Raw genomic sequence first — 12,892 nt, 5'->3', positions numbered from 1 at the left:
GCCGATGGTACTGCCCTGGAGACGGGGTGGGAGAGTAGGACGCCGCCGGACAACCACTCCACGAAGGGGCCCCAGCACACGCTGGGGCCCCTTCGCGCATCCCCGGGACCGGAACCCCGGCAGCGCCGTCCGCGGGCGCCGTGGGTTGCCGTGGGCGCCGGCCCGACGTCCCCGCCCGGGACGGTCGTGAGCACCGGGCCCGGACCCCGCTGCCGAACGTCCCGTCGCCACCGCCGCGGACGCCCGGCGGCACCGCCACGGACGACCGTCGGCCCCTCCGTCACGTGACGAAGGGGCCGACGGTCGGGCCGGATACCGGGTTCAGGGGACGACCCGGCGGATCCCCCCGAACGAGGCCGCGGCGGCCACGGCGGCGATGGCCGCGGGGATCCCGGAGGTGAGGGTGAACGCCGATCGGTCGGTCAGCCACCCCCACACGTCACCCCAAGCGCTGAGGCCGGTCGTCAGGACGGCGAGCCCCCCGACGACGATGGTGAGGAGGGACAGCGCCCACAGGCCATTGGCGCCCCAGAGCTTGTAGACCACGCCGATCCCGAGGCCCACGAAGACCAGCGCCAGCATCGGGCCGCCCGAGTAGAGCACCTGCAGCAGGAAGTTGTCGGCCAGCAGCGGTGTCGGCACCCAGAAGTTGAGGTCCACGCCCCAGCCCCCGGTGGCCTGCCCGATCTCGTTGAGGGCAGCGAGCGCGATGCCGTAGCCGAGCGCCGACACGACGCCCACCAGCGCGGTGCCGAGCCAGTACGTGCGCCGGCTCAGGCTGATGCCCATCGCGAAGGGCAGCATCTGGGTCAGCGCCTGCACGAAGACCACGCACACGGTGATGTAGAGGGCGGAGACCCCGCCGGTGAGGTTGTTGGGGTCGTGCTCCGCGACGTCGGCGAGTGCCCAGATCGCCCAGTTGATGGCGAAGCTGATCGCCCCGACCATCCACGGCACCCCGAAGGTGACCAGTGGGTGGACCAGGTGCAGCCGAGCAGCGGCGAGGACGCGGTTCACCGGGAGACCTCCTCGAGGTCGGAGGGGACGGCGGGGTGGTCCCGAGCCGTCTGCAGGCTCATGGCCACGACCAGTTGCTGGAGGGTGGTGGCCTCCCAGGAGAGACCGGCCGCGGCGGCGTCCTCGGCGGCGGTGCCGGGCCGCAGGCGGACGACGGCCCGGGTGTGCCCGCCCAGGGACTCGGTGTGCAGGACCTCGTGGCCGGCGGCGAAGGCGTCCACCGTGGCGCGCGGCCCGGTGACCGTCACGGCGCTGCCGCGCAGGGAGTCGGCGTCGGCGTCCAGCAGCACCCGGCCGCGGTCGATGAGCAGGACCCGCTCGAGCAGGCTGGCGATCTCCTCGATGAGGTGGGTGGACAGGACCACGGTGCGCGGGTTCTCGGCGTAGTCGGCGAGCAGCCGGTCATAGAACAGCTGCCGGGCGACGGCGTCCAGGCCGAGGTAGGGCTCGTCGAACAGGGTGACCGGTGCCCGCGAGGCCAGGCCGATGACGATGCCCACCGCGGAGTTCATCCCGCGGGAGAGCTTCTTGATCACCCGCTTCGGCGGCAGGTCGAAGTCCCGCAGGAGGGCGGCCGCCAGGTCGCCGTCCCACTGGGGGAACAGCATCGCGGCCGATCCCAGCGCGTCCTGCACCCGGAAGTGGTCTGGGTAGCGCTGGCCCTCCTTGATGAAGCAGACGCGGCTCAGGACGGCGTCGTTCTCGTACGGTTCGCCGCCGAGGACCTCGACCCGCCCGCTGGTCGGCCGGCGGTGGCCGGTGAGCAGCTGCATGAGGGTGGTCTTGCCGGCGCCGTTGCGGCCGAGCAGGCCGGTGATGCTGCCGGCCTCGATGGTGGTGCTCACCCCGCAGAGCGCGGTGTGCTCCCGGAAGCGCATCGTGACGTCGGTGACGGTGGCCGCGGCGCTCACCGCGGGTCCCCCCAGCGGTCGATCATGGCGCTGAGCTCCCGGGTGGAGATACCGAGCTTGTGCGCCTCGGCCATCAGGGGGCGGACGTACTGGTCGGCGAACTCGCTGCGCCGCCGCTTCAGCAGCTGCTCGCGGGCACCCGGGGCGACGAACATCCCGACTCCTCGTCTCTTGTAGAGGACCCCGTCGGCCACCAGCTGGTTGAGGCCCTTCGCGGCGGTGGCGGGGTTGATGCGGTGGAAGGCGGCCAGCTCGTTGGACGAGGGCGCCTGGCTCTCCTCGGCGAGGGAGCCGTCGACGATCGCGTTCTCGATCTGCTCGGCGACCTGCCGGAAGATCGGGCCGCCGTCCTCGTTCACCGGAGGTCCCGGCGGAGGCCCCGTCGGTTCCTTGGTTCATTACTCATGTAATGAACCATAGAGGTGCAGCGCGGCTGTGGGCAAGCCCACTACGGTGGCCGGGTGGACGCCGACGTCATCAGGCCCTTCACGGTGGACGTCCCCGAGGAGGCGGTGTCCGACCTCCGGCGGCGGCTGCGCGAGACCCGCTGGTCCGACCCGGCCACGGTCGACGACTGGTCGCAGGGGGTGCCCCTGCCCTACCTGCGCGACCTCTGCGCGTACTGGGCGGAGGGCTACGACTGGGCGGCGCGACAGGAGCGGGTCAACGCCGTCCCCCAGTTCGTGACCGAGGTCGACGGCCTGCCGATCCACCTCCTGCACGTCCGGTCACCGCACGACGGCGCGCTCCCACTGGTCCTCACGCACGGGTGGCCGGGGTCGGTGCTCGAGTTCCTCGACGTCCTCGGTCCGCTCACCGACCCCGCCGACCCCCGGGACGCCTTCGACGTCGTCGTCCCCTCGCTGCCCGGGTTCGGGTGGAGCGGCAAACCGGCGGCGCCCGGCTGGGGACTGGAGCGCACGGCCGACGCGTGGGCCGAGCTCATGTCGCGGCTGGGGTACGCCCGGTTCGGCGCCCAGGGCGGGGACATCGGCTCGTTCGTCTCGGCCAACCTGGGCGCCCGGCACCCCGACCGGGTCGCTGGGGTGCACCTGAACATGGTGGTCACCGGCCCGCCGGAGGGCCGCACGGGGTTCACCGAGCGGGAGCAGCGGGCCCTGGACCGGGAGCGGCGCTTCCGCGCCGAGGGCGCGGCGTACAACCAGCAGCAGCGCACCCGTCCGCAGACCCTCGGGTACGGGCTGACCGACTCCCCGGCGGGACAGTGCGCCTGGATCCTGGAGAAGTTCCACGCCTGGGCGGACTGTGCCGGCGACCCGGTGGCGACGCTGGGCGCCGACCGCATCCTCGACCACGTCAGCACCTACTGGTTCACCGTCTCGGCGACGTCCTCGGCCCGGATGTACTGGGAGATGGCGCAGGCGCCGGCCGCCCGCACGCCGCGCGCGACGGCGCCCGTCGGGGTGTCGCTGTTCCCGCACGAGATCTTCCTGCCGCCCCGCGAGTGGGTGCAGGAGCAGTTCCCCGACCTGCGGACCTGGCACGAGCACGACCGGGGCGGCCACTTCGCGGCGATGGAGCAGCCCGGCCTGCTGGTGGACGACGTCCGGGAGTTCTTCCGCCCGCTGCGCTGACGCGCAACAGAGCCGTCACACGACGCGGCTAGCGTCCGGGCTCCGCGAACTCCCGGAGGTCCCGCCGCTGTGCACCTGTCCCCCCACGAGCAGGAACGGCTGCTGCTCTCCTACGCCGCCGAGCTCGCGCGCCGGCGGCGCGCACGCGGCCTGCGGCTGAACCTGCCGGAGGCGACCGCCATCGTCACCGACCACGTGCTCGAGGGCGCCCGGGACGGCGTGCTGGTGGCCGAGCTCATGCAGTCCGGCCGCACGGTCCTCACCCGGGACGACGTCATGGACGGCGTCCCCGAGCTGCTGGAGGAGGTGCAGGTGGAGGCGACCTTCCCGGACGGGACCAAGCTGGTGACCGTCCACCACCCGATCCCGTGACCGCGAGCTCGTCGGGCGGTGGCGGCCTGGTCCCGGGCGAGGTGATCCCCGCCGAGGGGACGATCGAGACGCTGCCCGGGGTGCCGCGCACCGAGCTCGAGGTGACCAACACCGGCGACCGGCCGGTGCAGGTCGGCTCGCACTTCCACTTCGCGCAGGCCAACCGGGCGCTGGAGTTCGACCGGGAGGCCGCGCACGGCCAGCGGCTGGACGTCGCCGCCGGCACCGCCGTCCGCTTCGAGCCGGGGATCCCCCGGACGGTGGCGCTGGTGCCGCTGGCCGGCGCGCGCGTCGTCCCCGGCCTGACGACAGCACCGGGAGCATCGCAGCGAGGAACGGGCGAGGAGCGGACCGGGGCGCGGAGTCGGGCCCATGGACACGGGATCACGGCCCGCGGAGGGCTCGGCTGATGGTGCAGCTGTCCCGCGAGCGCTACGCCCAGCTGTACGGGCCGACCACCGGCGACCGGATCCGGCTGGCCGACACCGACCTGCTGGTCGAGGTCGAGGAGGACCGCTGCGGCGGTCCGGGCCGCGCCGGTGAGGAGGCGGTCTTCGGCGGCGGGAAGGTGATCCGCGAGTCGATGGGCCAGGGGCGCGCCACCCGCGCGGAGGGCGCGCCCGACCTGGTGGTCACCGGGGCCGTCGTCCTCGACCACTGGGGGGTCGTCAAGGCCGACGTCGGCGTCCGCGACGGCCGGGTCGTCGCGCTGGGCAAGGCGGGCAACCCCGACACGATGGACGGCGTCCACCCGGACCTGGTGATCGGCCCGGGCACCGAGGTGCTGGCCGGCAACGGCCGGATCCTGACCGCGGGCGGGATCGACTGCCACGTGCACTTCATCTGCCCGCAGATCGTGCCGACGGCGCTGGGCTCGGGGGTCACGACGCTGATCGGGGGCGGTACCGGCCCGGCCGAGGGGTCGAAGGCCACCACGATCACCCCGGGCGACTGGTACCTGGCGCGGATGCTCGAGGCGATGGACCCCTGGCCGGTCAACGTCGCGCTGCTGGGCAAGGGCAACACCGTCTCGCACGAGTCGATGGAGGAGCAGCTGCGCGGCGGCGCGAGCGGCTTCAAGCTGCACGAGGACTGGGGGTCCACGCCCGCCGCGATCGACGCCTGCCTCACCGTCGCCGGGCGGCACGGCGTCCCGGTGGCGCTGCACTCGGACACGCTCAACGAGGCCGGTTTCGTCGAGGACACGCTGGCCGCCATCGCCGGGCGGAGCATCCACGCGTACCACACCGAGGGGGCCGGGGGCGGTCACGCGCCGGACATCATCACCGTGGCCGGGCACCCCAACGTGCTCCCGTCGAGCACCAACCCGACCCGGCCGCACACGGTGAACACCCTCGACGAGCACCTCGACATGCTGCTGGTCTGCCACCACCTGGACAGCTCCGTGCCCGAGGACCTCGCCTTCGCCGAGAGCCGGATCCGGCCCACGACGATCGCCGCCGAGGACCTGCTGCACGACCTCGGGGCGATCTCGATGATCGGCTCGGACGCGCAGGCCATGGGCCGGGTCGGCGAGGTGGTGCTGCGCACCTGGCAGACCGCGCACGTGATGAAGCGCAAGCGCGGGTCGCTGGCCGGCGACGGCGCCGCGGACAACCTGCGGGCCCGCCGGTACGTCGCGAAGTACACGATCTGCCCGGCCGTCGCGCACGGCATCGACGGGGAGGTGGGCTCGGTCGAACCGGGCAAGCTGGTCGACCTGGTGCTCTGGGACCCCCGCTTCTTCGGCGTCCGGCCCTCCGTGGTCCTCAAGGGCGGGGTGATCGCCTGGGCGCAGATGGGCGACGCGAACGCCTCGATCCCGACGCCGCAGCCGCAGCTGCCCCGGCCGATGTTCGGCGCCCACGGCCGCGTGCCCGCGCGGACCTCGCTGCACTTCGTCGCACCGGCCGCCGTCGACGCGGGGCTCGCGGGTCGGCTCGCCGTCGACCGGCGGCTGGTCGCCGTCACCGACACCACGAGGCTGACCAAGGCGGACATGCCGGAGAACACCGCGCTGCCGGAGATCCGCGTCGACCCGGACACCTTCACCGTGCGGGTGGACGGCGAGGTGTGGGAGCCCGAGCCGGTGCGCGAGCTGCCGATGGCCCAGCGCTACTTCCTCTTCTGATGACCGCGGCGCTCCTCACGCTCGCCGACTCGCGGCTGCCCGCCGGCGGGCACGTCCACTCCGGGACCGCGGAGCAGGCGATCGCCGCGGGGATCGTGACGGACCCGGCGTCGCTGGCGGCCTTCCTCCGTCGCCGGCTCGCGACCGCCGGCGCCGTGGCGGCCGGGCTGGCGGCCGCAGCGTGCACTGCCGCCGACGGGACGGGGGCCGGAGGCCGCCTCGGGGAGGCGGCGGACGGGCTCCGGTCCCCTGGGGGCGGCACTCGGCCGCGACGTCGTCCGCAGCGTGACGGGAGGACCACTCCGGCCCCCGCCTCGTCGCTCGTCGCTGCGCTCCTGGAGCTGGACGCGGAGGCCGACGCGCGGACGCCGTCCCCCGCGCTGCGGGCGGCGTCCCGGCAGCAGGGGCGCGGGCTGGTGCGGGTGGGCCGCCGCGCCTGGCCCTCGCCGGCCTGGGACGTGCTGCCCGAGCGGCCGCACCACCCGCTGGCGCTGGGCGTCGCGGCGGCGGCCGGCGGGCTCGCCCCGCGGGACGCCGCCGCGGCCGCGGCCTACCTGTCGGTCAGCGGGCCGGCGACGGCGGCGCAGCGGTTGCTGGCGCTCGACCCGCTCACCGTCGCCGCGGTCACCGCCCGGCTGGCGCCCGAGATCGACGCCGTCGCCGCCCGGGCCGTCGGGACCGGGCTGCCCGCCGCCTCCGACCCCCTGCTGGACCTCCTCGCCGAGGTGCACGCCGCACGGGAGGACAGGTTCTTCGCCTCGTGAACGCAACCGGGAGTGACCATGCCGCCTGACCACGACCTGGACGACTACGTGGACACGGAGGTGCCGCACCGGCACGGCGGGCCGCTGCGGGTCGGGCTCGGCGGTCCGGTCGGCTCCGGCAAGACCGCGCTGGCCGCGGCGCTGTGCCGCACGCTGGGCGGCGAGTACGACCTCGCCGTCGTCACCAACGACATCTACACGACCGAGGACGCCGACTTCCTCCGCCGGCACGCGGTCCTGCCCGACGACCGGATCGAGGCGGTGCAGACCGGCTGCTGCCCGCACACCGCGATCCGCGACGACATCACGGCCAACCTCGACGCCGTCGAGCTGCTCGAGTCCCGCCACCCGGGGCTGGAGCTGGTCCTGGTCGAGTCCGGCGGGGACAACCTGACCGCGTCGTTCAGCTACGGCCTGGTCGACGTGCAGGTCTTCGTCATCGACGTCGCCGGCGGGGACAAGGTGCCGCGCAAGGGCGGTCCCGGGGTCACCGCGGCCGACCTGCTGGTGGTCAACAAGACCGACCTGGCGCCGCTGGTGGGCGCCGACCTCGACGTCATGCGCCGCGACTCGGCGCGGGTGCGCGGGGACCGGCCGACCCTTCTGATCTCGCTGCGGGAGGACCCGACCGCCGGGCCCGTGGCCGACTGGGTGCGCGAGCAGGTGCGGCTGCGGGCGCTGCAGACCACCGGGTGAGGACGGTCGTCGAGGTCGTGGCACGGCGGGGACGCGACGGGCGGACCGAGCTGCCGGTGGTGCGGGCGAGCGGGCAGCTCGCCGTCCGGCGCACCGGGCCGGCGACGGTGCACCTGGTCGCCACGGCCTTCGGCCCGCTCGGCGGGGACGACGCGACGATCCGGCTGGTCGTCGAGGAGGGCGCCGCGCTGGCGGTGCGCTCGGTCGCGGCGGCCGTCGCGCTCCCCGCGCGGGAGGAGGCGCCGTCGGTGCAGCGGGTGGCGGCGACCGTCGGCGGGCTGCTCGACCTGCGGCCCGAGCCGACGGTGGTGACCGCACGGGCCCGGCACGTCGCGGAGCTCACCGCCGACGTGGGCCCGGACGGCGCCCTCACCGCCGCCGAGCAGGTCCTGCTCGGCCGCACCGCGGAGGCGCCCGGCCGCTGGACCGGCACCACCCGCGTGGTGCGCGACGGCCGGCCGCTGCTGCACACCACGGTCGGGCTGGGGCCGGGCGAGCCCGCCTGGTTGCCCCCGGTCGCCCCGCGGGCGTATGCCTCCACGGTGCACGTCGTCCCTGTGCCCCTCCCGCCCCGCGCGGGGGACACCGCGACCGGGGACGATGCCGTCCGGCTCCCGCTGCCCGGCGGCTGGGTCGCCACCGCCTGGGGTGCCGAGCTGCACCGGGTCACCCGGGCGCTGGAGGAGCTCGGCCACCCGGCGCGGGTCCCGGCATGAGCCTGGTCGTCCGCGCCCGCCGGGTGGTCACGCCGGAGGGCGAGCGCGCCGCCGCCGTCCACACCGAGGACGGGCGGATCACCGCGGTGACCGGCTTCGCCGACGCCCCACCCGGGGCGGTCACCCTGGCCGACGACGAGGTGCTGCTCCCCGGCCTGGTGGACAGCCACGTGCACGTCAACGAGCCCGGCCGCACCGAGTGGGAGGGCTTCGCCACCGCGACCCGCGCCGCGGCGGCCGGCGGGGTCACCACGATCGTCGACATGCCGCTGAACTCGATCCCGCCCACGACCACCGTCGAGGCGCTGCGGGTCAAGCGGCAGGCCGCCGCCGGGCAGGTCGCCGTCGACGTCGCCTTCTGGGGCGGCGCGGTCCCCGGGAACCTCGACCGGCTGCGGCCGCTGCACGAGGCGGGGGTGGTCGGGTTCAAGTGCTTCCTGCTCGACTCCGGCGTCCCGGAGTTCCCACCGCTGGACGACGCCGGCCTACGTGCCGCGCTCGCCGAGCTGGCCGCCGTCGACGGGCTGCTGATCGCGCACGCCGAGGACGCCGGGGTCGTCGGGGCGGCGCCGGAGCCGCACGGGCCCAGCTACGCGGCGTTCCTCGCCTCCCGGCCGCCGGCGGCGGAGGAGTCGGCGATCGCCGGGCTGGCGGCGGCGGCCCGCGACACGGGCGCGCGCGTGCACGTCGTCCACCTGGCCGACGCCGACGCGCTGCCGGTGCTGCGGCGGGCCCGGGCGGACGGTGTCCGGATCACCGTGGAGACCTGCCCGCACTACCTGACCTTCGCCGCCGAGGAGGTCCCCGACGGGGACACCGCCTACAAGTGCTGCCCGCCGATCCGCCAGACCTGGCACCGCGAGGCGCTGTGGGCCGCGCTGGCCGACGGCGAGGTCGACCTGGTGGTGAGCGACCACTCGCCGTGCACGCCGGACCTCAAGCGGCTCGACGTCGGCGACTTCGGCCTGGCCTGGGGCGGGATCGCCTCGCTGCAGGTGGCACTGCCGGCGGTGTGGACCGGTGCGCGGGCGCGCGGCCTGTCGCTGGCGCAGGTGGTGCGGTGGATGTCGGCGGAGCCGGCGCGGCTGGCCGGGCTGCCGGGCAAGGGCGCGATCGCGGCCGGGAAGGACGCCGACCTGGTGGCCTTCGCCCCCGACGAGCGGTGGACGGTGGGGCAGCTGGCGCACCGCAACCCGGTCACGCCCTACGCGGGCCGCCAGCTGACCGGGCGGGTGCGGCGGACCTGGCTGCGCGGCCACGACGCCGACGGCAGCCCCCGCGGCCGGCTGCTCGACCGCGGGAGCCGCTGACGTCGGTGGCGCCCTCCTGCAGCGCCCCGGCCCTCGGCCCCGCCCAGGGGGTCGCCGCAGGCCCCGTCCCGGGGCCCGCCCTGAGCTGGCGAAGGGCGGGGAGGACGGGCCCTCCCACGGTGAGGAGGACGGGGTCCTCCTACTGCTGCTCGCCCTCCTCGCGGGCGGCCTGGTCCATCACCTGCGGGTCGTCGGTCGAGCCGCCGGCGGGATCGGCGTTGCCGAGCGCCGTCTCGGCCGGCATCTGCCGCACGTGCTCGCGGGCGCGCTCCCGCATGTCGTCGGTGGGTTCGGACACGAGGCCTCCTCCGTGGTGGGCGTACGGGGACTGCCCTACCCATGCCGTGCCAGAGTGACCCGCGCGCCGTCCACGCACCGAGGAGCCCGATGAGCGACCCCACGCGCCTGACCGACCTCGCCAGTCGTGCCCTCGGCGGCGCGGTCGTGGCGGCCAACGACGAGTTCTTCGCGGCCAAGGAGAACCTGGTGCTCCCGCACCCGCCGGTGGCCCGCACCGAGTTCGGGCACCGGGGCAAGGAGTACGACGGCTGGGAGACCCGCCGGCGCCGCTCGCCCGGCGCCGACTGGGCCATCGTCCGGCTGGGCGCGCCCGGGACCGTGGCCGCGGTGGTCGTCGACACCGCGTACTTCACCGGCAACTCGCCGTCCCGGGTCTCCCTCGACGGTGCCGCGGTGGAGGGGCACCCGACGGTCGCCGAGCTGGAGCGCGCCGACTGGCAGCCGCTGCTGCCGCTCTCCGACGTCACCGGCGACACGGCCAACGTCTTCCCGGTGAGCTCGGCGCGGCGCGTCACGCACGTGCGGCTGACCATCCAGCCCGACGGCGGGGTGGCGCGGCTGCGGGTGCACGGCACGGTGGTCCCCGACCCGCGGCTGGTCGACGCCGGCCCCTTCGACCTGGCCGCGCAGGAGTGGGGCGGCCGCGTGACGGCGGTCAGTGACGACTTCTACGGCCGGCCGGCCCAGCTGATCGCGCCCGGCCAGGCCCGCACCATGGGCGAGGGCTGGGAGACCCGCCGGCGTCGCGGCGAGGGCAACGACTGGGTGGAGGTCGCCCTGGCCTGCGAGGGCGTGGTGACCCTGGCCGAGCTGGACACCACCTGGTTCCTGGGCAACGCCCCCGGCTCGGCGTCGCTGACCGGCACCGGTCCGGACGGCGAGGTCGTCGTCCTGCCGCGGACCCGGTTGCAGCCCGACACCCGGCACCGGTTCGTCCTCGACGGCGGCCCCGCGGTCGAGCGGGTCCGGCTGGACGTGTTCCCGGACGGCGGCATGGCCCGGTTGCGGCTGTGGGGCCGGCCCACCGCGGCGGGGCGGGCCGCGCTCGGCCGCCGCTGGTTCGAGGCGCTGCCCGACGTCCAGGCGCTGGAGGTGCTGGGGTCGGTCGGCGTGCCCCCGGCCGACGCGGGCCGGCTGGTCGGGGGGCGGGCCCTGCCGGCGGACCTGCCGCCGGCCGTGCGGGGTCTCCTGGAGGGCCCGCGGCGGTAGACGGGAGCGGGCTCGGGGACCCCGGCGCCGCGGGCTGCCGATAGGGTTTCGGCTCCCCGCCGCGACCCCTCCCCGAGGAGCAGCCGTGTCCCGTCCCGGTCCTCTGGCTCTGCTCGTCCCCGCCGCGGCGCTCGCCCTCGCCGGGTGCAGTTCCGCGATCGAGCAGGGCGAACTGGAGTCGCAGGTGGCCGCGGCGCTGGAGGCCGAGACCGGGGTCAGCCCGGAGGTCAGCTGCCCCGGGGACCTCGACGCCGAGGTCGACGCCACGACCGAGTGCACCGCCACCGAGCCCGACACCGGCCGCGAGTTCACCTACCGGATCACGGTCACCTCGGTGGAGGACGGCCGCGCCGCGTTCGACATCCAGTCGGTCGACTGACGCCGCGCCGGGCGTCAGCTGACCCGGCCGGCACCCCACCTGTGCAGGATGCCGAGGTGCGAACCGCAGACCTCCTCGTGCACGACGCCGAGTTGCTGGCCACCGTCGACGACGCCCGCCGCGAGATCGCCGGGGGCTGGGTGGCGGTCACCGACGGGGTGGTCAGCGGGATCGGCGGGCCCACGGACCCCCGGCCGGCCGCCACCCGCCGGATCGACGCCCGCGGTTGCCTGGTCACCCCGGGCCTGGTCAACACCCACCACCACCTGTACCAGAACCTCACCCGGGCCTACGCCCCCGCGCTGGCCGGCGGGCTGTTCGACTGGCTGGTCACCCTCTACCCCCTATGGGCGCGGCTGGACGAGGAGGCGGCCTACGTCAGCGCCTACGTGGGGCTGACCGAGCTGGCGCTGTCGGGCTGCACCGCCTCCACCGACCACCTGTACGTGCACCCGCGCGGCGGCGGGGACCTCATCTCGGCGGAGGTCGCGGCGGCCCGCGACCTGGGCGTGCGGTTCTCACCCACGCGGGGCTCGATGTCCCTGTCGGTCAAGGACGGCGGGCTGCCCCCGGACTCCGTCGTCCAGGACGAGGACGAGATCCTGGCCGACTCCGAGCGCCTCGTGCGGCTGCACCACGACCGCTCGCCGTCCGCGATGACCCGCATCGCACTGGCTCCCTGCTCCCCGTTCAGCGTCTCGCCCTCGCTCATGACCCGCACCGCGGAGCTGGCCGAGGCGCTGGACGTGCGGCTGCACACCCACCTGTGCGAGACGCAGGACGAGGAGGCCTTCTGCCTGGCCACCTTCGGCCGGCGGCCCGTCGACCACCTGGCCGACGTCGGCTGGATGAGCGACCGGGTGTGGCTGGCACACGTGGTGTGGCCGTCCTCCGAGGAGGTCACCCGGCTCGGCGCGGCGCGGGTCGGGGCGGCGCACTGCCCGTCGTCCAACATGATCCTGGGCAGCGGGCTGGCGCCCGTGGCCGAGCTGCGCGCGGCCGGCGCACCGGTGGGCCTGGGTGTGGACGGCTCGGCGTCCGCGGACTCCGCGTCCCTGTGGCTGGAGGCCCGGACGGCGATGCTGCAGGGCAAGCTGCGGCACGGCGCGGGCGCCTTCTCCGCCCGGGACGCGCTCGAGCTGGCGACCCGCGGCGGGGCGGCGTGCCTCGGCCGGGTGGGGGAGATCGGCCAGCTGTCGGTCGGCGCGTGCGGGGACCTGGTGGTGTGGCCGCTGTCGGGCGTCGCGTTCGCCGGCGCGCTGTCGGACCCGCTGGAGGCCTGGCTGCGCTGCGGGCCGGTGGCGGCGCGGCACACCGTCGTCGCCGGGCGGCTCGTCGTGGAGGACGGCGTCCCTGCGCACCCCGCGCTCGACGAGCAGCTCGCCGTCCACGCCCGGGTGGCGGCCCGGGTGCAGGCCGCCGACTGACGTCGGTGTCGGAAGCGACACCCGCGTCGCGGCGCTCGTGACGTGGGTGTCGCTTCCGATACCGC

General features: G+C 75.6%; 15 protein-coding genes. 11 read left to right on the top strand and 4 right to left on the bottom strand.

Annotated elements, in window-relative coordinates:
* Positions 1 to 321: 321 nt before the first annotated feature.
* Genes ACI79I_RS02940 through ACI79I_RS02930 form a run of 3 tightly spaced genes read right to left on the bottom strand, consistent with a single transcriptional unit; the run spans position 322 to position 2,287 of the window.
* Positions 322 to 1,017 (bottom strand): hypothetical protein, encoded by a 696-nt coding sequence (locus ACI79I_RS02940; protein WP_456990774.1) that lies wholly within the window; start codon positions 1,015 to 1,017, stop codon positions 322 to 324.
* Positions 1,014 to 1,928 (bottom strand): ABC transporter ATP-binding protein, encoded by a 915-nt coding sequence (locus ACI79I_RS02935; protein ID WP_456990773.1) that lies wholly within the window; start codon positions 1,926 to 1,928, stop codon positions 1,014 to 1,016. The genes ACI79I_RS02940 and ACI79I_RS02935 overlap by 4 nt, the downstream gene beginning before the upstream one ends.
* Complete coding sequence (locus ACI79I_RS02930; protein WP_456990772.1) at positions 1,925 to 2,287, bottom strand: GntR family transcriptional regulator; 363 nt, start codon at positions 2,285 to 2,287, stop codon at positions 1,925 to 1,927. The genes ACI79I_RS02935 and ACI79I_RS02930 overlap by 4 nt, the downstream gene beginning before the upstream one ends.
* Positions 2,288 to 2,389: 102 nt before the next feature.
* Here ACI79I_RS02930 and ACI79I_RS02925 point away from each other — a divergent pair, with 102 nt between their 5' ends.
* The 8 genes from ACI79I_RS02925 to allB all read left to right on the top strand — a co-directional run bounded on the left by ACI79I_RS02925 (position 2,390) and on the right by allB (position 9,512).
* Positions 2,390 to 3,523 carry an epoxide hydrolase family protein gene (locus tag ACI79I_RS02925; protein WP_456990771.1) on the top strand — a complete coding sequence of 378 codons (1,134 nt, stop codon included), beginning with the start codon at positions 2,390 to 2,392 and terminating at the stop codon, positions 3,521 to 3,523.
* A gap of 69 nt (positions 3,524 to 3,592) precedes the next feature.
* Entirely contained in the window at positions 3,593 to 3,895 is a 303-nt protein-coding gene (locus tag ACI79I_RS02920; RefSeq protein ID WP_073417724.1) for an urease subunit gamma, read from the top strand.
* A complete protein-coding gene (locus ACI79I_RS02915) occupies positions 3,892 to 4,305 on the top strand; it encodes an urease subunit beta (RefSeq protein WP_456990770.1) in 414 nt (137 codons plus the stop codon). The genes ACI79I_RS02920 and ACI79I_RS02915 overlap by 4 nt, the downstream gene beginning before the upstream one ends.
* The gene (locus ACI79I_RS02910) at positions 4,305 to 6,026 is read left to right on the top strand and encodes an urease subunit alpha (protein ID WP_456990769.1); all 1,722 of its coding nucleotides are present in this window, start codon (positions 4,305 to 4,307) and stop codon (positions 6,024 to 6,026) included. The genes ACI79I_RS02915 and ACI79I_RS02910 overlap by 1 nt, the downstream gene beginning before the upstream one ends.
* Positions 6,026 to 6,790, top strand: a complete 765-nt coding sequence (locus tag ACI79I_RS02905; RefSeq protein ID WP_456990768.1) for an urease accessory protein UreF — start codon at positions 6,026 to 6,028, stop codon at positions 6,788 to 6,790. Before ACI79I_RS02910 ends, ACI79I_RS02905 begins: the two co-directional genes overlap by 1 nt.
* An 18-nt stretch (positions 6,791 to 6,808) precedes the next feature.
* Positions 6,809 to 7,486, top strand: coding sequence for an urease accessory protein UreG (ureG, locus tag ACI79I_RS02900; protein ID WP_456990767.1), 678 nt, complete (start codon positions 6,809 to 6,811; stop codon positions 7,484 to 7,486).
* Between the two features lie 17 nt (positions 7,487 to 7,503).
* Entirely contained in the window at positions 7,504 to 8,202 is a 699-nt protein-coding gene (locus tag ACI79I_RS02895; RefSeq protein WP_456990766.1) for an urease accessory protein UreD, read from the top strand.
* The gene (gene allB, locus ACI79I_RS02890) at positions 8,199 to 9,512 is read left to right on the top strand and encodes an allantoinase AllB (RefSeq protein WP_456990765.1); all 1,314 of its coding nucleotides are present in this window, start codon (positions 8,199 to 8,201) and stop codon (positions 9,510 to 9,512) included. Before ACI79I_RS02895 ends, allB begins: the two co-directional genes overlap by 4 nt.
* 139 nt (positions 9,513 to 9,651) lie before the next feature.
* Here allB and ACI79I_RS02885 read toward each other — a convergent pair whose 3' ends face one another.
* Positions 9,652 to 9,810 carry a hypothetical protein gene (locus ACI79I_RS02885; RefSeq protein ID WP_456990764.1) on the bottom strand — a complete coding sequence of 53 codons (159 nt, stop codon included), beginning with the start codon at positions 9,808 to 9,810 and terminating at the stop codon, positions 9,652 to 9,654.
* Positions 9,811 to 9,899: 89 nt separating this feature from the next.
* On the opposite strand from ACI79I_RS02885, the gene alc reads away from it, so the two are divergent.
* The 3 genes from alc to ACI79I_RS02870 all read left to right on the top strand — a co-directional run bounded on the left by alc (position 9,900) and on the right by ACI79I_RS02870 (position 12,827).
* A complete protein-coding gene (gene alc, locus ACI79I_RS02880) occupies positions 9,900 to 11,021 on the top strand; it encodes an allantoicase (RefSeq protein WP_456990763.1) in 1,122 nt (373 codons plus the stop codon).
* Between the two features lie 85 nt (positions 11,022 to 11,106).
* A complete protein-coding gene (locus tag ACI79I_RS02875) occupies positions 11,107 to 11,400 on the top strand; it encodes a DUF4333 domain-containing protein (protein ID WP_456944755.1) in 294 nt (97 codons plus the stop codon).
* Positions 11,401 to 11,456: 56 nt separating this feature from the next.
* Positions 11,457 to 12,827 carry an 8-oxoguanine deaminase gene (locus ACI79I_RS02870; RefSeq protein WP_456990762.1) on the top strand — a complete coding sequence of 457 codons (1,371 nt, stop codon included), beginning with the start codon at positions 11,457 to 11,459 and terminating at the stop codon, positions 12,825 to 12,827.
* Positions 12,828 to 12,892 lie beyond the last annotated feature (65 nt).

The organism is Geodermatophilus sp. SYSU D01105 (assembly GCF_054050095.1).
Note: the sequence above shows the minus strand (reverse complement) of the source record. Positions and strands in the feature narration are given on the sequence as shown.